19 protein-coding genes are annotated in these 23,864 nt (G+C 46.3%); 2 read left to right on the top strand and 17 right to left on the bottom strand.

Translation table 11 applies throughout. The features are described from left to right. Positions 1 to 272 precede the first annotated feature (272 nt). The 8 genes from GZK95_RS15155 to GZK95_RS15120 form a co-directional block, all read right to left on the bottom strand. Positions 273 to 2,150: a propionyl-CoA synthetase gene (locus GZK95_RS15155; RefSeq protein ID WP_075714149.1), complete on the bottom strand. Its 1,878-nt coding sequence runs from the start codon at positions 2,148 to 2,150 to the stop codon at positions 273 to 275. 241 nt (positions 2,151 to 2,391) lie between these two features. Continuing rightward, positions 2,392 to 3,576, bottom strand: coding sequence for a 2-methylaconitate cis-trans isomerase PrpF (gene prpF / locus GZK95_RS15150; RefSeq protein ID WP_075714147.1), 1,185 nt, complete (start codon positions 3,574 to 3,576; stop codon positions 2,392 to 2,394). A gap of 9 nt (positions 3,577 to 3,585) precedes the next feature. Continuing rightward, positions 3,586 to 6,171: a Fe/S-dependent 2-methylisocitrate dehydratase AcnD gene (acnD, locus tag GZK95_RS15145; protein ID WP_075714145.1), complete on the bottom strand. Its 2,586-nt coding sequence runs from the start codon at positions 6,169 to 6,171 to the stop codon at positions 3,586 to 3,588. 203 nt (positions 6,172 to 6,374) lie between these two features. Further along, the gene (gene prpC, locus GZK95_RS15140; RefSeq protein ID WP_075714143.1) at positions 6,375 to 7,502 is read right to left on the bottom strand and encodes a bifunctional 2-methylcitrate synthase/citrate synthase; all 1,128 of its coding nucleotides are present in this window, start codon (positions 7,500 to 7,502) and stop codon (positions 6,375 to 6,377) included. A 179-nt stretch (positions 7,503 to 7,681) separates the two neighbouring features. Further along, positions 7,682 to 8,578, bottom strand: coding sequence for a methylisocitrate lyase (gene prpB, locus GZK95_RS15135; protein WP_075705812.1), 897 nt, complete (start codon positions 8,576 to 8,578; stop codon positions 7,682 to 7,684). Next, positions 8,575 to 9,294, bottom strand: a complete 720-nt coding sequence (locus tag GZK95_RS15130; RefSeq protein WP_075705811.1) for a GntR family transcriptional regulator — start codon at positions 9,292 to 9,294, stop codon at positions 8,575 to 8,577. The genes prpB and GZK95_RS15130 overlap by 4 nt, the downstream gene beginning before the upstream one ends. Positions 9,295 to 9,855: 561 nt before the next feature. After that, on the bottom strand, positions 9,856 to 10,227 hold the full coding sequence (locus GZK95_RS15125) for a hypothetical protein (protein WP_075705810.1): 372 nt from the start codon (positions 10,225 to 10,227) through the stop codon (positions 9,856 to 9,858). Positions 10,228 to 10,251: 24 nt separating this feature from the next. Further along, positions 10,252 to 10,557 carry a monooxygenase gene (locus GZK95_RS15120; protein ID WP_075714141.1) on the bottom strand — a complete coding sequence of 102 codons (306 nt, stop codon included), beginning with the start codon at positions 10,555 to 10,557 and terminating at the stop codon, positions 10,252 to 10,254. A 129-nt stretch (positions 10,558 to 10,686) separates the two neighbouring features. Between GZK95_RS15120 and GZK95_RS15115 the strand changes: the two genes are divergently transcribed. Beyond that, positions 10,687 to 11,580: a LysR family transcriptional regulator gene (locus GZK95_RS15115; protein WP_075714139.1), complete on the top strand. Its 894-nt coding sequence runs from the start codon at positions 10,687 to 10,689 to the stop codon at positions 11,578 to 11,580. A 15-nt stretch (positions 11,581 to 11,595) separates the two neighbouring features. On the opposite strand, the gene GZK95_RS15110 is transcribed toward GZK95_RS15115, so the two are convergent. The 9 genes from GZK95_RS15110 to GZK95_RS15070 form a co-directional block, all read right to left on the bottom strand. Continuing rightward, the gene (locus GZK95_RS15110) at positions 11,596 to 12,351 is read right to left on the bottom strand and encodes a DeoR/GlpR family DNA-binding transcription regulator (protein ID WP_075705807.1); all 756 of its coding nucleotides are present in this window, start codon (positions 12,349 to 12,351) and stop codon (positions 11,596 to 11,598) included. Positions 12,352 to 12,364: 13 nt separating this feature from the next. After that, positions 12,365 to 13,885, bottom strand: coding sequence for an FGGY-family carbohydrate kinase (locus tag GZK95_RS15105; RefSeq protein WP_075714137.1), 1,521 nt, complete (start codon positions 13,883 to 13,885; stop codon positions 12,365 to 12,367). An 8-nt stretch (positions 13,886 to 13,893) separates the two neighbouring features. Beyond that, a complete protein-coding gene (locus GZK95_RS15100) occupies positions 13,894 to 14,964 on the bottom strand; it encodes an aminopeptidase (protein ID WP_075714135.1) in 1,071 nt (356 codons plus the stop codon). Further along, positions 14,961 to 15,968 carry an ABC transporter permease gene (locus tag GZK95_RS15095; RefSeq protein WP_083626155.1) on the bottom strand — a complete coding sequence of 336 codons (1,008 nt, stop codon included), beginning with the start codon at positions 15,966 to 15,968 and terminating at the stop codon, positions 14,961 to 14,963. Before GZK95_RS15095 ends, GZK95_RS15100 begins: the two co-directional genes overlap by 4 nt. Beyond that, a complete protein-coding gene (locus GZK95_RS15090; RefSeq protein WP_075705804.1) occupies positions 15,965 to 16,996 on the bottom strand; it encodes an ABC transporter permease in 1,032 nt (343 codons plus the stop codon). The genes GZK95_RS15095 and GZK95_RS15090 overlap by 4 nt, the downstream gene beginning before the upstream one ends. Beyond that, positions 16,993 to 18,498 carry a sugar ABC transporter ATP-binding protein gene (locus tag GZK95_RS15085; protein ID WP_075714133.1) on the bottom strand — a complete coding sequence of 502 codons (1,506 nt, stop codon included), beginning with the start codon at positions 18,496 to 18,498 and terminating at the stop codon, positions 16,993 to 16,995. The genes GZK95_RS15090 and GZK95_RS15085 overlap by 4 nt, the downstream gene beginning before the upstream one ends. A gap of 12 nt (positions 18,499 to 18,510) precedes the next feature. After that, positions 18,511 to 19,494 (bottom strand): autoinducer 2 ABC transporter substrate-binding protein, encoded by a 984-nt coding sequence (locus tag GZK95_RS15080; RefSeq protein WP_075705802.1) that lies wholly within the window; start codon positions 19,492 to 19,494, stop codon positions 18,511 to 18,513. Between the two features lie 41 nt (positions 19,495 to 19,535). Continuing rightward, the gene (locus GZK95_RS15075; RefSeq protein ID WP_075705801.1) at positions 19,536 to 20,339 is read right to left on the bottom strand and encodes a BtpA/SgcQ family protein; all 804 of its coding nucleotides are present in this window, start codon (positions 20,337 to 20,339) and stop codon (positions 19,536 to 19,538) included. A gap of 284 nt (positions 20,340 to 20,623) precedes the next feature. Continuing rightward, positions 20,624 to 22,057: a catalase gene (locus GZK95_RS15070; RefSeq protein WP_151148836.1), complete on the bottom strand. Its 1,434-nt coding sequence runs from the start codon at positions 22,055 to 22,057 to the stop codon at positions 20,624 to 20,626. Between the two features lie 464 nt (positions 22,058 to 22,521). On the opposite strand from GZK95_RS15070, the gene GZK95_RS15065 reads away from it, so the two are divergent. Next, positions 22,522 to 23,685, top strand: coding sequence for an amino acid permease (locus GZK95_RS15065; RefSeq protein WP_075705799.1), 1,164 nt, complete (start codon positions 22,522 to 22,524; stop codon positions 23,683 to 23,685). Positions 23,686 to 23,864 lie beyond the last annotated feature (179 nt).

The raw sequence follows: 23,864 nt of genomic DNA, 5'->3' as shown, positions 1-23,864 counted from the left end.
CATTACAATAACTAAAATTGTACAGACCAATTCAAAGCAATGCGCACACCAAAATAGCAATTATCACAATAAAACAATGAGTTAACCTATGATTGCAATCGTGTTTACTGAGTTAATTCTGAGAATATTTTTATCAATAGTGATAAGGACGTCAAAATTGTACAGACCAATTTGAACAAGATAGAGAGATGAAACTTATCGTAGAAAAGAGAAGAGAAACAGAACAAAAAAAGGAGCGTTAGTACGCTCCTTTAACCTATCGAGACAATAACCTAACTGCGCAGTACGCGTTCAATTTCACTGATACTTGTAGGGTCATCGATAGTCGATGGTACCGTGTAGGATTCGCCATCTGCAATTTGACGAATAGTACGGCGTAAGATCTTACCAGAGCGCGTCTTAGGTAGACGCTCAACCACCAACGCATGCTTGAAACAAGCAACCGCGCCAATAGAGTCTCGCACTTTATTGACCAACTCACCCTCTAACGTTAATGAGTCGATATTAACCCCATCTTTCAGTACCACAAACCCAAGCGGTAATTGTCCTTTAAGCTCATCATGGATACCAACCACCGCACACTCCGCAATCGCTGGGTGTCCACCAACAATCTCTTCCATTTCACCGGTCGACAAACGGTGTCCAGCAACGTTAATCACATCATCAATGCGACCCATAATAAATAGGTACCCATCATCATCAAGATACCCGCCGTCGCCAGACACATAGTAACCAGGGAACTGGCTGAGGTAGCCCGATTCAAAGCGATCATGGTTACGCCACACCGTAGGTAAACAGCTTGGTGGCAGTGGACGCTTTAATGCCACAAAACCTTGCTGTTTAGCGGCAACAGGTTCGCCTAACTCGTTGAGGATCTCCACTTGATAGCCGGGAATTGGCTTAGTTGCCGAACCCGCTTTAACTGGCATTAACTCGATACCAGTTGGATTACCAGCAATCGCCCAGCCAGTTTCTGTTTGCCACCAGTGGTCAATCACCGGTTTGTTCGCTTTATCTTCCACCCACTCGAGTGTCGGCGGGTCTAGGCGTTCTCCGGCCATAAAGATGGCTTTCAGCTTTGATAAGTCATACTGCTTAAGACATTCACCCTGTGGATCTTCTTTTTTGATTGCTCTAAAAGCAGTCGGAGCAGAGAACAGAGCATCTACACTATACTCTTCACATACACGCCAAAAAGCACCGGGATCGGGCGTTCGTACTGGTTTGCCTTCGTATAAAATTGTCGTGCAACCGTGAATAAGCGGCGCGTAAACAATATAGGAATGACCCACGACCCAACCAACATCTGATGCAGCCCAGAACACGCCATCTTGTGGCATGTTATAGATAGTGCCCATTGAATACTTCATCGCAACCGCATGACCACCGTTATCACGTACAACGCCTTTCGGTTTGCCCGTCGTGCCAGACGTATACAGAATATAGAGAGGATCGGTCGCCAGTACTGGTACGCATGCATGTGGCAAGGCTGCTTGGTAGGCTTGCGCCCAATCGATATCACGCGCTTGCCCTAACTCTGCTTCACATTGAGGGCGCTGCAAAACAAACACACTTTCAGGCTTCCAGCGACTATCCATAATCGCTTTATCAACCATCGGCTTGTAAGCGATCACCTTGTTCACTTCGATACCACACGATGCGGTCATCACCACTTTAGGCTCGGCGTCTTCAATACGGACTGCCAACTCGTTAGGTGCAAAGCCACCAAATACTACTGAGTGAATCGCCCCAAGGCGTGCACAGGCAAGCATCGCCATCGCTGCTTCAGGGATCATCGGCATATAGATAACGACTCGGTCACCTTTGGTCACACCGCGATCTGCTAGCATTCCTGCAATTCGCGCAACCTGATCTCGCATCTCTTGATAGCTGTATTGCAGCTTAGCTCCTGTCACAGGTGAGTCATATATAAGAGCCGTATTGGCGCCTCTACCCTGTTCACAATGGTGGTCGAGTGCTAACCAACAGGTATTCAGGACTCCATCAGGAAACCATCTTTCAATGCCATGTTCGTCCTTCGCAAGAATGGTGCTTGGGGCTTCAAACCAATCAATCTGCTTCGCTTGCTCCTGCCAAAACAGTTCGGGTTGCTCTTGTGCCCATTGATATTGTTCTTGATATGCAGACATATTGCTTCCTCCAATCCTCCGACTGAACTTAAAACCGCAACGTCAAAGGAAGCATCAGCAAACCTCATTCTCCTAAAGTAAGCAGAAGCATTCAGGTTTGAATCACTCACCAGTTTGTGTCACGCCAAGTCGTTTCGGGGTATGTCTTTCGATCGCTCCTTGCTCTAAAAGCGATAGCTTAATTTTTCACGCCTCTTCACCTCACATCTATATCGTGATAGAGGTGCAGCGGTTGATTTATTTATGAAAATACATCGGAGGGAACACGCACAAAGCCCTCCATTAATACTCTGGCACTACGGCTCATCGACACCTTATTGATCGCCCATTCACCACTCATAATGCTTGCTTCTGCACCCACTTTCAGCGTGCCTGATGGATGACCAAAGGTGACATTGCTCTTTTCCCCCCCACCCGCCGCTAAGTTAACTAAAGTGCCTGGTACACTGGCAGCAGAGGCAATGGCAACGGCTGCTGTACCCATCATGGCGTGGTGTAACTTACCCATAGACAAGGCACGAACATGGAGATCAATCTCTTCAGCATTGATAGTGCTACCACTCGAAGAGAGACAAGTTTGCGCTGGCGAGACAAAGGCAATTTTTGGCGTGTGTTGACGACTTTTCGCTTCATCTAAACTCGCAATCAAGCCCATTTTCAACGCACCATAGGCTCGAATCGTCTCAAACATCGCTAACGCTTTTTCATCGTTGTTGATCTCTTCTTGCAACTCAATACCCTGATAACCGAGGGATTCTGCGTCGATAAAAATCGTCGGAATCCCCGCAGTAATAAAAGTCACGTTAAAGGCACCGATGTTGGGCACCTCCAAACGATCAATCAGGTGTCCGGTTGGAAATAAGCTGCTGTCACCGGCAGCAGGGTCGATAAAATCGACTTGGATCTCAGCGGCAGGAAAGGTGACCCCATCAAGTTCAAAATCGCCCGTCTCTTGCACTCGTCCATCAATCATTGGTACGTGCACGATGATGGTTTTGTTGATGTTTGCTTGCCAAACGCGAACTTCTGCAATGCCATTTCGTGGTAAACGCTCAGAGCTGACTAAACCAGCTTGAATTGCAAATGGGCCGACGGCTGCAGAAAGATTGCCGCAATTTCCGCTCCAATCCACAAATGGCTTATCAATCGCCACTTGTCCAAACAGATAATCGACATCATGGTCAGGTTGTTCGCTCGTCGAAACGATCACGGTTTTGCTCGTACTCGATGTTGCGCCTCCCATGCCATCTATCTGCTTGCCATACGCATCAGGGCTACCAATCACCCGCATCAGCAAGTTATCACGCGCTTGACCTGCCACTTGAGCTTCTGGAGGTAAGTCATTGAGGCTAAAAAATACCCCTTTACTCGTTCCGCCTCGCATATAGGTCGCGGGTATGCGAAGCTGAGGTTTGGTTCGAATCATAGTCATCCCTTACTGTGCGAGGAAATCTTGCGCAAAACGTTGCAACACGCCACCCGCTTGATAAACACTCACTTCATCAGCAGTATCAAGTCGGCATGTCACCGCCACATCCAGCTTTTCACCGTTCGATCGGGTAATGACTAGTGCCAGATCCGCCTCGGGGGCGATATCACCAACAACGTCATATAACTCGGTGCCATCTAAGTTGAGGGTGTGACGGTTTACTCCTGCTTTAAACTGCAGTGGTAACACCCCCATGCCGACCAAATTTGTGCGGTGGATACGTTCAAAACCTTCTGCAACGATCGCTTCAACCCCTGCGAGACGCACACCTTTTGCCGCCCAATCACGCGACGAGCCTTGCCCATAGTCCGCACCTGCGACCACAATTAAGGGCTGCTTACGCGTCATGTAGGTTTCAATGGCTTCCCACATGCGGGTGACTTTACCCTCAGGTTCAATACGCGCTAACGAACCTTGCACTACCTCACCCTTCTCCTTGACCATTTCATTAAACAGTTTAGGGTTGGCAAATGTGGCTCGCTGAGCCGTTAAGTGATCTCCGCGATGGGTGGCGTAAGAGTTAAAGTCCTCTTCAGGTAGCCCCATTTTTGCCAGATACTCACCGGCGGCGCTGCTGGCTAAAATGGCATTGGAAGGTGACAAGTGATCGGTCGTGATATTGTCGCCAAGAATCGCCAATGGTCGCATGCCAGATAGCGTTCGCTCACCGGCAAGCGCGCCTTCCCAATAGGGCGGACGGCGGATATAGGTACTCATTTCACGCCAGTCATAGAGAGGGCTTGGGCTACGTTCGGCATCATCCAGCTTAAACATTTGGATATAAACTTGATTAAACTGCTCCGGTTTCACGTATTTACCGACCACATCATCGATCTCTTGATCGCTTGGCCATAAATCACTTAAGTAAATCGGCTTACCTTGCGCGTCTGTGCCCAATGCATCTCGCTCAATATCAAACCGAATAGTCCCCGCCAATGCATACGCAACCACCAAAGGAGGTGAGGCGAGGAAAGCTTGTTTAGCATAGGGGTGGATACGACCATCGAAGTTGCGGTTACCTGAGAGCACAGCTGTGGCATACAGGTCGCGATCGATAATCTCTTGCTGAATATCTGGGTCCAGTGCGCCACTCATACCATTACAGGTAGTACATGCATAGGCCACGATACCAAAGCCCAGTTTTTCCATCTCTTCCAGCAAGCCTGCTTCTTCAAGATAGAGCTTCGCCACTTTAGAACCTGGCGCGAAGGAAGATTTGACCCACGGTTTGCGCACTAAGCCAAGCTCGTTGGCTTTCTTGGCAACAAGCCCCGCAGCGACTACATTGCGTGGATTACTGGTATTGGTACAAGAGGTGATCGCGGCGATGATCACTGCACCATCTGGAAGTTGTCCTTCTTCTTGTTGCCACTCACTTGCAATGCCACGGGCGGCCAGTTCAGAGGTGGGTAAGCGGCGATGTGGATTGGAAGGCCCTGCCATATTGCGAGTTACACCAGAAAGATCAAACTCCAGCACTCGCTCGTACTCTGCGGTCTCTAAATCATCCGCCCACAGACCTGTTTGTTTGGCATAGTTTTCCACCAAAGCCACTTGCTCATCGTCTCGACCGGTTAGCCGCAGATAATTAATGGTTTGCTCATCGATATAGAACATACCCGCCGTCGCACCATATTCTGGTGTCATATTGGAGATCGTCGCGCGATCACCAATTGTCAGATCGCGAGCCCCTTCACCAAAGAACTCTAGGTAACTTGAAACCACGCGTTCATTACGCAGAAACTCGGTGATCGCCAATACAATATCTGTCGCGGTAATACCCGGTTGTCGTTTGCCGGTAAGCTTAACTCCGACGATATCAGGTAAACGCATCATTGATGGGCGACCTAGCATGACAGTCTCAGCTTCTAGGCCACCGACTCCGATTGCAATCACTCCCAATGCATCAACGTGTGGCGTATGGCTATCGGTGCCAACGCAGGTGTCTGGATAGGCGATACCTTGTTTTGCTTGCACCACTGGTGACATTTTTTCTAGGTTAATTTGGTGCATAATCCCGTTACCTGCGGGAATAACACTGACGTTCTCAAAAGCCGTTTTACACCATTCAATAAAATGAAAGCGGTCTTCATTCCGGCGATCTTCAATCGCTCGGTTTTTATCAAAGGCGTCAGGATCAAAGCCACCATGTTCAACCGCAAGTGAATGATCAACGATCAACTGAGTTTCAACGACAGGGTTTACTTTGGCAGGGTCGCCACCTTGATCTGCAATCGCATCACGCAAGCCAGCAAGATCAACCAATGCGGTTTGACCAAGAATGTCATGGCAGACCACTCGGGCTGGATACCAAGGAAAATCCAGATCTCGCTTACGCTCAATCAGTTGTCTTAAGCTTGCTTCAAGCTGTGTTGGCTCACATCGACGTACCAGTTGCTCAGCCAGAACCCGTGACGTGTAAGGCAATTTGCTGTAAGCGTTAGGGGTGATAGCATCCACCGCTTCGCGGGCATCAAAATAGTCAAGTTGACTGTCCGGTAAAGACTTGCGGTATTGAGTATTTATTATCATAGGGTTACTTCCAGTTTTAATACTCTTTCCACGTAGCACCGTAAGGTCTTTAACGCTCTGATAAGCCTCTTTGCATCACTCACTATACGCAGAGGCTTAACGGGGTTTTCGCGCTGTTGATCCAAACTCTACAACTGGCACTCGTGGTTCGAGTTACTCCAATCTTCAAAATCATTGCCAGCGGCAAAGACCAATCGGTACTTTTAACGCTGCTCGATTGGCACCCATTCTTGATGCTCAGGTCCGGTATAATCCGCACTAGGACGAATAATGCGGTTGTTTTCACGCTGCTCGTACACATGCGCAGCCCAACCTGTTAAACGACTCATCACAAAAATCGGGGTGAATAATTTGGTAGGAATATCCATAAAATGGTATGCAGAAGCATGGAAGAAATCCGCATTACAAAACAGACCTTTTTCGCGCTTCATCACCGCCTCTACGCGTTCGGAAACCGCATAAAGATGAGTATCCCCAACGCCCTCAGAAAGCGCTTTTGACCAACGCTTAATTAGTGCATTTCGCGGGTCGCTTTCACGGTAGATGGCATGACCAAAGCCCATAATTTTGTCTTTGTTTTCCAGCATACGCAGAATATTCTCTTCAGCTTCATCTGGTGTTTGCCAGTTTTCAATCATCTCCATCGCCGCTTCATTCGCACCACCGTGCAAAGGCCCACGCAAAGTGCCAATTGCTCCGGTAATACAAGAATGCAAATCAGAGAGGGTTGAAGCACAAACACGCGCAGCAAAGGTAGAAGCATTAAACTCGTGCTCTGCGTAGAGGATCAGTGAACAGTGCATCACTTGTTTGTGCAGCTCACTTGGTTCTCTATCTGTCAGTAACTTCAAGAAGTAACCACCGATAGAGTCTTGAGATTGGTCTTCGGTATCAACGCGCACACCGTCATGACTAAAGCGATACCAGTAACAGATCATCGCGGGGAATAGCGCCAACAAACGCTCGGTTGCATCAAGCTGCTCTGAGAAATCTTTCTCTTGTTCAAGATTACCGAGGACTGAACACCCTGTGCGCATTACATCCATCGGGTGCGCGTCGGCAGGGATAAGCTCTAACGCATGTTTAAGCGCTTGCGGTAAACCACGCAAACTTAGCAGATGGGTCTTGTAAGTATCTAACTGCTGCTGATTGGGCAAGTGACCGCGTAACAAAAGATGTGCCACCTCCTCAAATTGAGCATTGTTTGCTAGGTCAGTAATATCGTAACCACGATATGTTAGACCTGTCCCCGATTTACCGACAGTGCATAGTGCCGTGCTACCAGCGCTTTGGCCTCGTAGACCTGCGCCGCCTATTTCTTTAGTAGGCATGTTGAACTCCTTTTCTGTCTGACTTTCCTTCCTGCTGGGTAATACAACTACTCGGTCAGGTTATCGCTGTTATTATTTAAGTCAGACGGTTTCACGTTATTGGATAATGAGTATGTTTCTTGGGCGTCCCAGTTATATCTAAACCACTTGAGATAAAGGTTTAACCTAGCCAGCGTCGACTAGTTACCCTCGGAGAAAAGCTTATCGAGCTTATCTTCGTAGTCGTGGTAATTAAGGTGAGCATACAATTCGTTGCGAGTTTGCATCGCCCCAATTAGTGCTTCCTGATTACCTTCTTGCAGCAGATGTTGATAGACATTTTCTGCCGCCTTATTCATCGCTCGAAATGCACTCAGTGGGTACAGCACCATGTCAACCTTGGACTGAGCGAGTTCATCACACCCATAAAGAGGCGTTTGGCCAAACTCAGTAATATTGGCAAGAATGGGGACATGCTTACCGGTTGCTTGTGCAAGCGCATCAGAAAACTGCACGTATTGACCCAGCTCGTTCATCGCTTCAGGGAAGATCATGTCAGCGCCCGCTTGCACACAGGCAATCGCACGCTCAATAGCACTGTCCATGCCCTCAACCGCAAGCGCATCAGTGCGAGCCATGATGACAAAGTCATCATTGTTGCGTGCATCCACCGCAGCCTTGACGCGGTCAACCATTTCTTGTTGGCTCACAATGGCTTTGTTTGGACGATGACCACAACGCTTCTGCGCGACTTGATCTTCAAGGTGCACCGCGGCAGCACCGGCTTTTTCCATCGCTTTAATCGTGCGGGCAATATTAAATGCACCGCCAAATCCTGTATCGATATCAACCAACAGCGGCAAATCACAGGCATTGGTGATTCGCTCTACATCCACCAGCACATCATTGAGGGTCGTAATCCCTAAGTCCGGCAAACCATAAGAAGCATTGGCAATACCACCACCTGATAGGTAAATGGCTTGATGCCCAACATTTTTCGCCATCATGGCGCAATATGGATTGACGGTTCCGACAATTTGCAGGGGATCATTTTGTTCGACAGCGAGTCGAAACTTCGCTCCGGGGGATAAGTTCATGGGTTGGTATCCTTATCATTTTCAGCAAGAGAAATTTGTTGTTCGATCAGTTTGCGACTGCCGGAGATATGGCGCCGCATCAGCATTTCTGCCAACTCTTCATCACGATTACGAATCGCTTGAAGGATGAATTTATGTTCGTCTAACGCCTCTTTAGGGCGAGATTGAGCACGGGGAGATTGATAGCGATACATGCGCAACAAGTGGTACAGCTCATCACAGAGCAGCGCGATGAGTTTGTTATTGCGACTCGCTTTGATGATGCGATAGTGAAAATCGAAATCCCCTTCTTGATGAAAGTAAGAAGCACCCTCGACCTCATCAATATGCGCAGAATGTTTTGCCAATAGCAGTTCTAAGCCTAAGATTTCTTCTTGGCGGATATGTCGAGCAGCCAAACGCGCCGCCATACCTTCGAGCGCTTCACGCACCGCGTATAACTCAACCAGCTTTTCCGGTGATAAAGCGATCACTCTAGCGCCGACATGAGCGATACGCTCAATTAAGCCTAGCCCCTCTAAGCGCATCATTGCTTCACGCAGCGGACCTCGGCTCACTTGATAGCGCTTGGCGAGTTCGGGCTCGGAAATCTTACTGCCAGAAGGCAACTCACCACTGATGATCGCTTCCACTAACACTTCGGTCAGCGTGATAGACTTGGTATTTTCCCTGTCACTGAGCTTGTTCATTAACTCAGGATTTAACTCACTATTCATACTCAAGACTCTTTGTTGTTGACGCCGCCCGCGAAATACGCAAACAAAAATCAACATTTATTTAACTTGATTACAAAATAGTACACAACATTGTCGACAATCAAGCAAATTGTCGACAATTTAGACTAAGGTATAGTATCGGTCAGTGAGTAAGATTGAGCCGCGAATCTAAGCAATGATGCCGCTCTCAAGTGCAATTTTAGACTGTAAGTAATGCCGGGCTTAATGGCAAAGCGCCATCAATCGCCGTGTTGGCTTTTTTAGCAACAGAGCCTTATTAGATAGGGAGTTACAGATTATATTGAGTGCTCAATTTACGCCTAAACTACCTAGGAGTTAACGCTTGGCTCGATGACTATCTCTGAGTCACCTATTGATGGGTGAGAATAAAATTGACTTGTTTAACAGTCACGCGTTGTAACTGTCGTCTGCAAATGATGACTGTCGACAATATCACCTACTATCCAACATCAGTCATTCAAACTTGGCGCTCTGACAAACAGCAAAAAAGCCTCATATTTGAGGCTTTAGCGAAACAACTCTTAGATAACTAATGGCGTGTTACTGCTTTTTCAGTTGCAACCAACTCAGCACGCTAAGTAGGGTAAAGAAAGCTGGATCGCTCCAACCAAAGCCAACAAACACACCTGTAACGCCTGCATAAGCTGTAATTATCGCGCCCAAGACATTGCCAATCAGCAGTGCTTTGAGCAACTGAGTCATCGCTTTACCCGATTCAATCTCACGCATTAGCCAGCTTACTGCCGCTATCGCCCCCAAAAAAATCGACGTGTGTTGCGAGAGAAAGTAGGCATAGCGATCATTGATCTCAACACCGTACATTGGCCACATCAGTGCAGGTACAAAGAACAGCGCAAAAGCAAACAATGTATAAATAACACTATGCACGGTCAGAAAGGTTTTATTGTTCATTGGTCTATCTCTAAAACGGTGGCATTAAGCAATTGGTGCGTGGTTTATTTCACTAAGTGCATGATTAATATCAAAAATCACTCCACGTATATTTTGAATTCCCATCTGAGTGAGTCGCTCACTGTGCATCGCCAAGTAAGCTTGGGCACTGGCTTCATCAGCAAACAGGTAAACACCGCCCCCTAATTGATCTTTCTCGCTTTGCGTCCAAATTTTCCAAATCAAACCCGGCTCTTGATTGATCGACTCCGCTAAGCCTGTCATCGCTTGCACCATTTCCTGACCAAAAGGTCCCTGAAAATCAAAATCAACTTGTAATAACTTCTTCATCACGCTTACTCCTCACTGGTATCAAACTGCTATTCAGTTGCTCATCTCGGTTGATGTAGTGATTATTACCTTTATATTTTCGACAAAAAAGTTCATAATTTTGCCATTAACTGTCTAAAAATTTGACCAATGCGCTTAAAAACAACTCTTGAGCAGTGGCAAACACTGCACCACATCGAACAAGCGGGTAGCATTCAAGCTGCGGCACAGGCGTTAAACAAAAGCCATACCACGTTGATTTATTCAGTGAGGAAACTTGAGCAGCAACTCGGCGTTGAGTTATTGGCGGTTGAAGGGCGTCGAGCGGTGCTGACTGAGCATGGCAAAACTTTGCTCCGTCGAGCCGACTCAATGCTTGAACAAGCCCATGAGCTTGAGATGATCAGTAAACAACTCAGCAGTGGCGTCGAATCGCAAATCACCGTTTCGATTGACCATTTATGTGACCCTAGTTGGTTGTATCAACCAATGGCAACGTTCCTTGCAGACAACAGCGCAACCTCTATCCAAGTTGTTGAAACGTCACTGAGTAAAACCACCGACATGGTGGTGAATGAGCTGGCGGATATTGCGATTATTAACTTACCAATCACCAACTACCCCGCAGAAGCGTTTGGCACGACCACCATGGTTCCCGTCATTGCCCACAACCACCCTTTAGCAAGCAAAGAGAACTTACGTCTCGCTGATTTTGCAACGACGTGTCAAATTGTGGTGCGAGATTTAGGCGAAGATGCCAATACAAAGCGAGATGTGGGTTGGTTAAAGTCAAGACAACGCATTACCGTAGACAACTTCGATCATGCACTGCGTGCGGTGGAACAAGGCGTTGGCTATTGCCGCATACCGCTTCATATGGTAAAGCCCGCAACCAACACCCAAATTAAGCAGGTCAATATTGAGCATTCAGAGCGCTATCAAGTCGCCTTGCATATCACTCTGCCTAAAGGTGTTAACACCGGTCCAGCCGCGCTAGCGTTTTATCATCAACTCTTGAGTCAAGCCCAAACCCGTATTGAGTAGCTTGTTAAGCTCGAGCTAAAGCACTTCAATACCACGTGCTCGGTACTTGTTAAGCAAATCTACATCTGCGTTTGAGGTCGTGACCAAATACTTAATTACCGACAGTGACGCCACCGCATACGGAGCAGTCGTTTCCAACTTCTGCTCATCAACCAACATACACACCGCTTTACTCTGCTTCATTAAAGCGCGCTTGACGCTCACTTCGAACATCGAGGAGTTAGTGACACCAGCGTCGAGAGATACCGCATCACATGACATAAAACCTAACGTGGCAGAGAACTGTTGGAGCATATCGCAGGCCATCGTATCCCCAATGGAAAAGAACCCCGTGCGCACTTTTCCACCCACGATGTAGAGGTCAATATCTCGTGCGCCCCCAAGTAAGTCAGCAATTTTGACATCAGTGGTAACAACCGTAAGCGGGATAGAGCGCAAATATTTGGCTAACTCAAAGCATGTCGAACCTGAATCAAGAAAAATGCAATCATGCGGCTGAATAAGTCGGCAAGCTTTGGCTGCAATCTCTTGTTTTGATTGAGTATTTAAGTTCTGTTTTATATCAAACTCAAACTCTTTATCGGTATCTTGAATCCTTATATGTATCCCACCATGGGTGCGCGTCAGTGCAGGATGACTTTGAACAAGCTTATTGAAGTCGCGGCGAATAGTTGGCGCAGATGCCGAAAAAAGCTCCATAGCCTGATTAGTCAAAAGCTCGCCATGCTTCCACACATAGTCGAGCATAAACTGTCGTCTTTCCACTGCCATACCTCATTCCTCATCAACTACTTAGGCCATGCATCAACTCTCGATTGGCTTGATAAAGGTGCAGATATATCTCGTAATTTCGCTCCAACTCAACTATCGGTGGGTTGGCTTTAAAGTTTTGCTCAAACTTAACCCAGTGACTCACTGCGTCATCTAAACACTCAAACTGACCACAACACACTGCGGCCATCATGCAGTTGCCATAACTCGCCCCCACACTGCGGTCACTCACGGACTGTTCGACTTGAGCAAAGTCGCTAACCGATTGCAATAAATGGTGATTATTTACTCCGCCACCAACGGCCAATAATCTCTTCACCTCACATTCTAAACCCAAGGCTCGGATATTATGAGTGATGCTCATCGCAATCCCTTCGACAACTGAGCGATAAATGTCCGCATCAGTATGACCTAGCGTCAACCCAAACAGCATTCCCTTAGCATCGCTGTCTAAAATGGGGGTTCGCTCTCCAGAAAAATACGGTAAACAGATCAAGCCATTTGCACCGGGCGCTGAATGCTCAAACTTTTTCATCAACTCGGCATGGGGGTTAGTGTGATGGAGTTTGCTGTCGAGTTTAGCTTGGGAGCCAAACTGATTGAGATACCAAGTAAGCAAACTACCACACGTTGCTGTACCACCAGTCACCACATAAGTATCGGGCTCTAAAAAGCAATTGCTCCAAAATATAGGCGAACTGATTCGGTAAGGTGTACGGGTAATAAAGAATGTCGAACTGCCATACATCAACATCGTATCACCGTTCGCCATTACCCCTGCTGACAAGGCTTCAGCGCCAGCATCAGCACAACCAGTTAACACTGGCGTGCCTACTTTTAGCCCAGTGGCTCGCGCTGCATCTTCTGTCACCTTGCCCACAATTTCAGTCGCCCAATGCAACTGTGGAAGTGGTTTATTTATCCCAAGCCGCTGACAACTATCGAGATCCCAACTATTACTGTGGCAGTTGTATATGCCACTGTAAGCGATGGCATCATAACAATCTAAACAGTAGTGATTGGTTAATTGGTAAGTAATAAAACCCGAAGCAGAAAACAGATAATGGGTTTGGTTCCAGACCTTGGGCATATGCTGCTTAACCCATAACATTTTGGGAACAACGGATTGGCTAGAAAGCAGGCCGCCACTGAGTTGATAGATGTTGTCTTGACCAAGCAACTGATACATCTGTTGTTGTTGTTCGCTTGCCCGCGTATCAATACCATACAATATCGCAGCATGCAGAGGCTTGCCCTGCTCATCAGCGCACACTAAACAAGGCGACATCGCACTGTGCCCCACCGCTTTGATCTGCTCCGCATCAATCCCTGAGAGCGAAATCAACTCTCGGCAAATCGCTTGAAACTCCCCCCACCAAACCTGCATCGCGTCATGTTCAGCGAATCCCTCATGAGGCACAGAGAGTTCATGTGCAATGGAATGTTGAGCAATGATCTCTCCATAAGTATCAACCAACACACCTTTGCTGGAATACGTACCAATATCGATTCCTAGGTAATACGTCTGTTCCATAACGCACCTCAAATTAAGAATTGTCCACGCTCAAATATCAGTTCACCATCAAGATAAACTTTCCCATCAATTCGGGTGTCTTTGATTATGTCCCAATGAATCGCAGAAATATTGGTACCCCCGCACTCTGGATATGCCCGTCCTAGGGCAATATGTAAGGTGCCAGCGATTTTCTCATCCACCAAAATATCGTTGGTAAATGTGGTCATTTCTGGGTTGAGGCCGAATGCAAACTCTCCAATCAACTTTGCACCCTCATCGGTCGCGAGTATGTTGTTGAGGTAGTTTTGGTTCGTCGAGCAGGTCGCACTCACTAACACGCCACATTGCCACTCTAAGCGCAAGTTTTCCATCAGTTGTCCACCGAGCACCCCTGGGTTTTCAAACTCAATATAGCCATTGATAGTTTCGGTAAGTGGGGCTGTCGCTATTTCACCATCAGGCATATTGGCACGCCCGTCAAAAACCACCCATTTACGCCCTTGCGTTGAGAAACTCAAATCAGTATTGGCACTGACAATACGAACCGCACTGCCCTGCTCCAATCGCTGACAAAGGCGTTGCCACTCCGTCGTATGTTGTGACCAATCCAACAAACAAGCGCGATAGAACTGTTCCATTAACGTGTGTTCATCAATTTTTGCTTGATGTGCCATATTGAGATTGGGGATGCGCAATAAGCACCAACGTGTTTTTTGCCAGCGAGCAGTTGAGATAATCCCTTGTGTTTTTTGACTCAAGGCTTTCTTCTCGACGGGAATATCCCAGTGTTGATATAGGTTAGAAGCGCCGCGAAGCGCAATGTACACATCAGCCCACTCCATACCGTAGCGCTCTATTTCTGGAATCCAGCTAATTTGCTCATCTTGACCAAAACGCATCAAATCGGAACGCATTTCTTCACTGACAAACTGTACCTGAGGAAAGCCACCCGCCTGCACAATTGCTCGATTCAGAGCTTTGGCATAAGGCAAACTGCACTCTTCCATTGCCGCAATCATTACCTTTTCACCCGTTTGAATTTGCAATGAATGATGCACTAACATTTGAGCTATCTGTTCAATTCGTTGATCGGTCATGTTCGGTTTCCTCGATTGAGTAAGTAGTGCATCATCACAATGATGGCGAGCAGTAATACGCCCCAAATCACATCTTTTAAGAAGTTGCTGCCGCTGGTTTTATACAACAGCATGTTCAAACCGGTAGAAAATAGTTGTAGCAACACGATAGCCATCGCCACACCGAGTATTTTGCCTTTACCACCTAATACCGATACGCCACCAAGAGCGACAATAAGAATGGTACTGAGAATATAAGATGAGCCATACACAGGGTTGGCTGAATTGGTACGCGATAGAATGATCAATCCCGCGATAGCCGCCAACACCCCAATCAAGGTATGAGCCTTTAACAACACTTTCGCGACAGGAATCCCCGAATATTGTGAAGCTTTCGGGTTGGCACCAACACAATATAGATGAGTTCCAAATACCGTCGTTTCGAACATGCGCCACAATAGCGCTAAAATCACCAAAAAGATCAACATTGGGATTGGCACACCGAACCACTGGCCATTACCTATCACATCAAAACCTTGTGGCATCCCAGAAATGGCCGCACCACCTGTGTAGCCGATCGCCAAACCACCATAGAGAGTCATTGTGGCTAACGTCGCTAGAATGGCTGGCACGCCTAGATAGCCAATTAAATAACCATTTAACGCACCGCAAATAACCCCAACAGCGCATGCAATACCGACACACACCAGTAAGTGAGCGATACTTAATACCTCCACCTCTGCCGATTTTAGATATGTCGCGACGGCGATCGCCGCCAAATTGGCAATCGCAATGATCGACAAATCAATCCCTGCCAGCACAATGGCAATGCACATCGCCAATGACAAAATTCCAAGCTCAACACTTTGAAAAGCCATCGACTGGAAGTTCGTGGCCGTCAGGAAATGCTCGCCCTGCACAACCGTTAGAAGAAGCAAAGTCAGTACAATTGCGATGGCAAGGATACGCACATGCAATATCTCATACGGTCGGCTCAGCATCCCTTTATCAATTGTCTGCTTCATGATGCTTTCTCCATGGTAATGGCTTGCGGTAGTACCGTTTGTTTTTGCGATTTATAGAACTTGTACTTAGCCGACAAAATTGGGCTTGTGACCCCAATAAGTAACAACGTACCAATCATAAATTTTTGCCACTCGGAAGGAATACCGATCAGAATAAGGCTGTTTTTCATTAAGGTGATTAACAAAACCCCTAAGATGGTACCCAACACGGTACCTTTACCTCCCATAATCGCGGTGCCCCCTAAGACAACTGCGGCAATAACATCCAGCTCTTCGGCTAAAAACGTAATGGGTGAAGCCATACGATACATACCGCTAAAGCAGACCGCCGCAATCGCTGCCAATGCACCGACTATGGCAAAGTTAAGTAATTGAATGCTAAGCATATTGATACCTGACCGTTCACAAACGCTAGCATTACCACCTAGTGCATAAAGAAAACGACCACGCATAGTAAAAGTGAGGAATAGATAGCAGAGTAATGCGAGGCCTAACCAGATAAACACCACCGGATGCAGCGCTGTGGAACCGGTGATCGGGTCGCTGACTGTCACGATGCTGGCATTCGAGAATTTTCGTAGTGCGAGTGGCAAAGAAAATAGGACTGTACTGCCAAAACCAAATAGTAACGCACCATATAAAATACTGGAGGTTCCAAGGGTAATGATCATCGCCGGAGCACGCAGTTTATGCACCAAGAAACCATTGATTAACCCCAACACCACACCAATACTGATGGCGACAATAAATATGCCACTTAACGATGACCAACCCATGGTTTTAAACAGCAGAATCGCTAAGTAACTGGAAAAGGCCCCGACCGCGGGAAAAGAGAGATCCACACCGCCCGTTAAGATAACTAACAGTACGCCAAGTGCCAAAATGCCATAAATCGAGGCGCTTTTGAGAATATCAAACAAGGTCGATAACGTTAGAAATGCAGTAGGATTAATGCATGCAACCAGCGCCGCATAACCCAAGATAATCACCAAAATTATAAACTCATGGGAGCGAATAAACTGTTTCATGCGGCCTCTCCATCTTTGCTTAACTCATTAACAATCCACGCCTCATCCACTTGTTCGATTGCTACTAGCTTCGATGAGCGCCCCCGTCGCATTACCATGATTTCGTTGGCAACTTGCAGCAATTCAGGAATATCATCAGTGATCACAATGACCGAGACACCTTGCTCTGCTAACCCTTGAATCATCTCAATAATGTCCAACTTAGAGCGCACATCCACACCTACCGTTGGCCCAACAAGAATCAATATCTTAGGGTCACTTGCCAGCCACTTCGCCAACACTACTTTTTGCTGATTTCCACCAGACAAAGAGGAAACGGGTAGTTCAGTATTGTTGGTTTTCACCGATAAAGAGCTAACCCAACGTTGAGACTGTTCTTTGACCGTTTGCCAATCCAACTTACCGCTTTTATCGGTAAAACCCGCCATCACGCGCAGCATCATATTGAGACCAATCGATGTGTCGATAAACAAGCCTTCAGTCAACCGATCCTCTGGAACCAACGCGATACGATGATGCAGAGCGTCTTGCACATTACGAATATGGATTTTCTCTCCATCGATTGAAATCATCCCTGTCACGGCAGGCTCAATCCCCATCAATGCTTTAGCCAGCTCGTTGCGACCAGAGCCAAGTAAACCAGTAACACCAAGCACATGCCCCGGATAGAGATCAAAGCTCACGTCCAGCATCGAGGGCGGTAAACAGAGATGTCGTACACATAAGCGTGGCTTACCATGTTTGGGTTTACTGGAAGAGTTTTTTTCCACCAAATGAATACCTGACATCGCCTCAACAATTGAACTTCGGTCAAGCTCTTCGATCGGTTTCTCTAGTATTAATTCACCATTACGTAGCACCACTACGCGGTCAGAGACGGTTAACACCTCTTCCAACTTATGGCTGACAAAGATGGTCGAAATTCCTTTTTGTTTTAAATCATCAACAATGCCAAGTAACGTCTGCACTTCTCGACGTGTTAGTGCCGTAGTTGGCTCATCCATGATGATTAGCGATGTGTTTTTAAGTAAAGCCTTAGCAATGGCAATCAGTTGGCGATCCGCCGCTGATAAGTTACCCGCGAGTTCATCGAGCGGTAATGAAATACCAATTTTCTCCAATGCTTGCTTAGCAATCCTTTCAGTTTCAGCCCAATCCATCCGCCAGCGTCCACTTGCCAGATTGGCATTAAAAGCCAGGTTCTCGGCAACGGTAAGGTTAGGTAATAAGGAAAAGTCTTGATAAATCACCTGAATACCAGCATCGATTGCGGCCTTCGGTGATATTTTGGTCAATACCTGTTCGCCAATTTGAATGGTTCCCGAGTCAAACCCATATACCCCAGCGATCAGTTTGATGATGGTAGATTTACCCGAGCCATTTTCTCCCATTATGGTCAAACGTTCGCCACGGTAGATATCAAATGAGACGTTATTTAAGGCCTGCACACCAGCAAAGCTTTTGCAGACACTTCTAACTTGTACTAGTGGTAGGCCTTTCATCGGCTAAACTCCTTAGAAGTTATAGTCTGACATATTCTCTTTCGTTATCTTGATCCATGCAGATCCATAGATAACTTTGCCGTCCAACTTGATGTTGTTGTAGCCTTCAACGCCAAGATCCATCCCATCAGTAATCGTTTTACCTTCAAGCAGCATTTTTGACACACTGTTCATGGCATAGGCTGCCATTGCAGGATCCCAACCAGTGATAACGTCAACAGCGCCCGTTTCTAGTAAGTCCGCCGAGTAAGAGACGATACTGGTACCCACAACCGTGATTTTGTCTTCTAAGCCCGACTCTTCAATCGCTTGCCCTGCCCCAACCACGTCTAACGCTGATGAACCTTGAATACCTTTTAAGTTAGGGTAGGTGCGCATAAGCTCACGAGTTTTTGCATAGGAGTTCTTAATATCATCGGCACTCTCATTAATACCTCCCACCATTTCCATCTTCGGATAACGCTCTTTTTGATATTCAATCGCAGCATTTACCCAAGTCATATGAGTGGTAGAAGTTAAACTGCCGACAAACACTGCATATTGCCCTTCTTCTTGCATGCCTTGAGCAAGAAGATCCATCAAAAATCGGCCGTAGGCTTGGTTATCAAATGCCTCCACGTCATAGTCGATGTTGGTCAAATCGCTGGCTTCGTGAGAAACAACCACTATCCCTTTTTCACGTGCTTTTTTCAGTACTGGCTCTAATGAGTCCGCCTGAAAAGGCACCACATTTAGCGCATCAACTTTTCGAGCAATTAAGTCTTCAATCACCTGAACCTGCAACGCAGCGTCAAACTTAGATGGACCTTGTTGAAAAGAGGTGATGGTTGGGTTGTCTTCTCCAAATTTCACTACCCCTTCTTCCATGCGGTTAAACCAGTTGAGACCTACCGCTTTAGGTACAGTGACAAATTCCATCTCTTGGGCATGAACAGGGACAGATAAAGCACCAAAAACTGTGGCGGATACGATTGTCAGTAGCGTTAACTTTTTCATCCTAATACTCCCTAATAAATCTAATTTGTGTGAGCGCTCGCCTAGCGAATACGCTTCACTTCCTGCATAAACTCTTTCACTCGAGCGAGCTCAACATACTTGTTGAAGTCCCCATCTTGTTTGAATGTAGTCCCAACCACAGCACCATCAGCGATACCCAATTGCTCTTCAACGGTATTGATTCTTACCCCCGTATTAGCAAACACTAATGTATTTGGAATAGCTTGTTTAACTCGTGAAAGGATGTTGCTGTCGGTTGCTTCACCTGCGGTCATCCCCGAAACACAGACTGCATCCGGCTTACAGTTAAACACCGTGGTTTTGGCGATACTTTCGATCTCTCGATGCGCCAAATACTGAGCAGCTTCAGGGACAATATTGAATAGGCTTTTTACATCTTTAGCGCCAATTCGGTGTTGATGACGGATGGTTTCACCACAATTGGTGTCCCACACACCAAAGTCACTGGCATATACACCGGTAAAAATTTCACGCACAAACTTCGCACCCGTCGCTTGGGCGAGATCCATTGACGCGACAGGATCCCACAACACATTCACGCCAAATGGAATTTCGATTTCTGGCATCAGTTCACCGATAATGCGTGCCATTGCCGCAACGGTTTCTGTTTTTACTTTGGTTAGATAAGGCAGGGAGAACTCGTTTGAGAACATCACCGCGTCAACGCCACCTTCTTGCAAAGCTAAGAAATCTTCACGTGCTTTTTGCAACACCCACTGCATTCCAGCAGCATGGTCATATCCAGGATCACCCGGTAATGCACGTATGTGGCACATCGCAATGATCGGTTTTTCCGTATTCAGAATCTCTTTTGTCCAACTCATATTGCCTCTCAATATTCGTCTGATATGTGGATAATTTCTGCGCAGCGTTTTGAGGCAATATACGGTCAAAAAATCACCGCATTAGCGATTGAGATCACAATTGATTGGCAGTTTTCGAGCGATATTTCAGCAATGTGATTGAACAATCAATAAAACGCTCATTAATTATGAGCGAATGCTCAAAGAGATAGGTGTTAAAAAGCGGAGAGAGGAAAGGAGTTATTGGGCAACAAAAAAGGCGCATTAAGCGCCTTTTCAATAAGTTAGTGATTAAAGCTAGCGGGTTATTTTAAACCAAGTGCCAGTTCCAAACCGCGACCATAAGCTTCATCGGCTTGATAAGCATGATTGACGTGACGCTGTTTAATAAACTCTGGCACACCATCCATTGCGCGGGCAGTATTATCAAACAACATTTGACGTTGCTCTTCGCTCATAAGACGGAATAGATCGCCTGCTTGGCTAAAGTAATCCTCATCCACACGGTGGTCGTAATGATCAGCATTGCCGTTGATGCGTAGAGGCGGCTCTGAATAATCCGGTTGCTCAGCCCACTCTTGCTTAAAGTTTGGTTCATAACCGATGGTTGAACCATAGTTACTATCCACTCGCATTGCACCATCACGGTGGTAGCTGTGAACTGGACAACGTGGTGCGTTCACTGGGATTTGGTGATGGTTAACACCCAAACGGTAACGTTGTGCGTCACCATAAGCAAACAGACGGCCTTGCAGCATCTTATCTGGTGAAAAACCAACACCCGGAACGACTGCTGCTGGGTTGAAGGCTGACTGCTCAACTTCTGCATAGAAGTTTTCAGGGTTGCGGTTAAGCTCAAACTCACCAACTGGAATTAGTGGGTAGTCTTTTTGTGACCACACTTTGGTTAAGTCGAATGGGTTAAAGCTCACTTCATCCGCTTCAAGTTCCGGCATGATCTGTACGTACATTTTCCATTTAGGGAAGTCTTGACGCTCAATCGCTTCATAAAGGTCACGTTGATGACTTTCGCGATCTTTACCCACTACCGATTCAGCTTCTTGATCAGTGAGGTTTTTGATGCCTTGCTGAGTTTTAAAGTGGAATTTAACCCAGTAGCGCTCGTTTTCTGCGTTAATAAAGCTAAAAGTGTGGCTACCAAAACCATGCATATGACGGTATGACGCAGGAATACCTCGGTCACTCATCACAATCGTGACCTGATGGAAGGCCTCTGGTAACGATGTCCAGAAGTCCCAGTTATTGGTTGAGCTACGCATGTTAGTGCGTGGGTCACGCTTAACAGCGTGGTTGAGATCTGGGAATTTTAAAGGATCGCGTAGGAAGAAAACGGGGGTGTTGTTACCCACTAAGTCCCAGTTACCCTCTTCGGTATAGAACTTAAGTGCAAAACCACGGATATCGCGTTCGGCATCTGCCGCGCCGCGCTCACCCGCAACAGTAGTGAAACGAGCAAACATCTCTGTTTGTTTACCCACTTCAGAGAAAATTTTTGCACGAGTGTACTTGGTGATGTCGTGAGTCACAGTAAAGGTACCATAAGCACCAGAGCCTTTAGCATGCATACGACGCTCAGGGATCACTTCACGGTCAAAGTGTGCAAGCTTTTCTAGAAACCAGACATCTTGAAGTAATTGAGGACCACGCGGACCAGCAGTCATGACATTTTGGTTGTGAGCAACAGGGCAACCAGCAGCAGTAGTGAGTTTTTTACTCATTGTTTTCTTCCTTCCAGAAATGTTGTATTTATTGCTCGGCAAACGCCGAATTTCTGATTAGAAGAATATGCCTCTCGCGTCCATCTTCAAAAACAATTGTAATTATCAATGCAATAGGCAATAGCTATGGTTTAAATATTTGTTAAATAACAAAGTTAATCGACTTTAAAGCTGAGATATATCATTCTGTTATTTCACGACTTATGTCATCGTTTATCCTCTTGATTTCATCAGTCATCAAACCGCCTCCTTGTTGCAGCAACCTCCTTTCTGCTGACAAATAAATCTATCTTTCACGAGTTAAATTCGATCGAGATCTCTTTTATTTACCCTTCTATTAGAAAAAGTATTCCGAAAGATTAAAATATTTTATGCGTAGTTTTGAGTATTTTTTGCTAGTCTTGGCAAATAAAATTTACACATTGTTCTGAAATTATTTTCAGTAAGGGTCTTTTCTTTTGAACATGAAGTTGTTTGGTAGTTCCCTCATTCTCGCGGGAACCGCATTGGGTGCAGGTATGTTGGCGATTCCAATGGTGCTAGCGCAGTTTGGTTTTTTTGTTAGTGCAGGCTTGATGTTCGTGATCTTTATTGGCACCACTTACGCAACGTTGCTATTAGCGGAAGCGTGCACCAAAACACAGCAAAGCACCAGCATGAGCAGCACGGCTTACTTTACTCTTGGCCGTAAAGGGATGCATTTTACCAATATCCTTTTTTACCTATTACTGGCCTGTTTGATGATCGCCTACACCATTGGTATCGGTGATTTACTCCACAGCATGTTGTTAGAAGTGGGTGTCGACCTCTCTCCTGTTGTGGGTTACACCATTTTTAGTTTGGTGATGGGTCTCGTGGTTGTCGCTGGTAAGGCTTACATTGATAAGCTTAACCGTGGTCTATTTATCTTGATGATTGCCATGCTGTTTGTGGTTATCTTCTCACTAATGAACAACATCGAACTGGCGAACTTGAGCCAAGAGAGCGGTTTTTCCGTGAATGATGTTGTCCAATACAGTGCGGTTATCTTTACCAGCTTTGCTGCCATTATCGTTATCCCTTCACTAGTCAGCTACAACCAAGATGCGTCAATCGCCCAGATCCGCAATATGGTACTGCTGGGCTGTGTTATTCCTCTTGTTTGCTATTTGACTTGGCTATTCGCGGTAATTGGTAACTTAGGGGTTGAGGCAGTCAGTAAATTCGAAAATATCTCTCAGCTTATTGCAGCGTTCGACGGCGAAACTGATCTGCTCAAAAGTGTGGTGGCTATTTTCTCTGCGTTAGCATTGATTACTTCTTATCTCGGTGTCTCTATGGCGCTTTATGATCAAAACAAAGATGCGATTTCGAAAAATCCACTTATCGCCTATGCGCTGACTTTTATCCTTCCATTGGTACTCGCAACACTGTTTGCAAACCAATTTATTAGCATGTTGGACTATGCGGGCATGGTATTGGTCTTCTTAGCGATTTGGGGGCCATTGGCGATGGCGGTCAAAGTACGCAAGCCAGATTTCCCTCAAGTGGGCCGTGAGCAAACCTATACCGTGGGTGGTGGTCAAGCAGCACTTGTCGCGACCTTTATGTTTGGAGCACTCATTTTTGTCTCTTGGTTTATGGGTTAATCACACCCAGTAAACACCGTTTTAAAAAGAGCCTCTATGGCTCTTTTTTTGTTGGCGTATCCGTGCAAAACAATGTCTCAAAAATAAGACAAAGTTTTAAAATCCCCAAGAGCCTCATCATTTCTCCTCGTCACTTTATTGAGTAACAGAAGTAATATTCTTTTTTATCAACAACAACC

Source organism: Vibrio panuliri (assembly GCF_009938205.1).
Classification (GTDB): Bacteria; Pseudomonadota; Gammaproteobacteria; order Enterobacterales; family Vibrionaceae; genus Vibrio; species Vibrio panuliri.
Note: the sequence above shows the minus strand (reverse complement) of the source record. Positions and strands in the feature narration are given on the sequence as shown.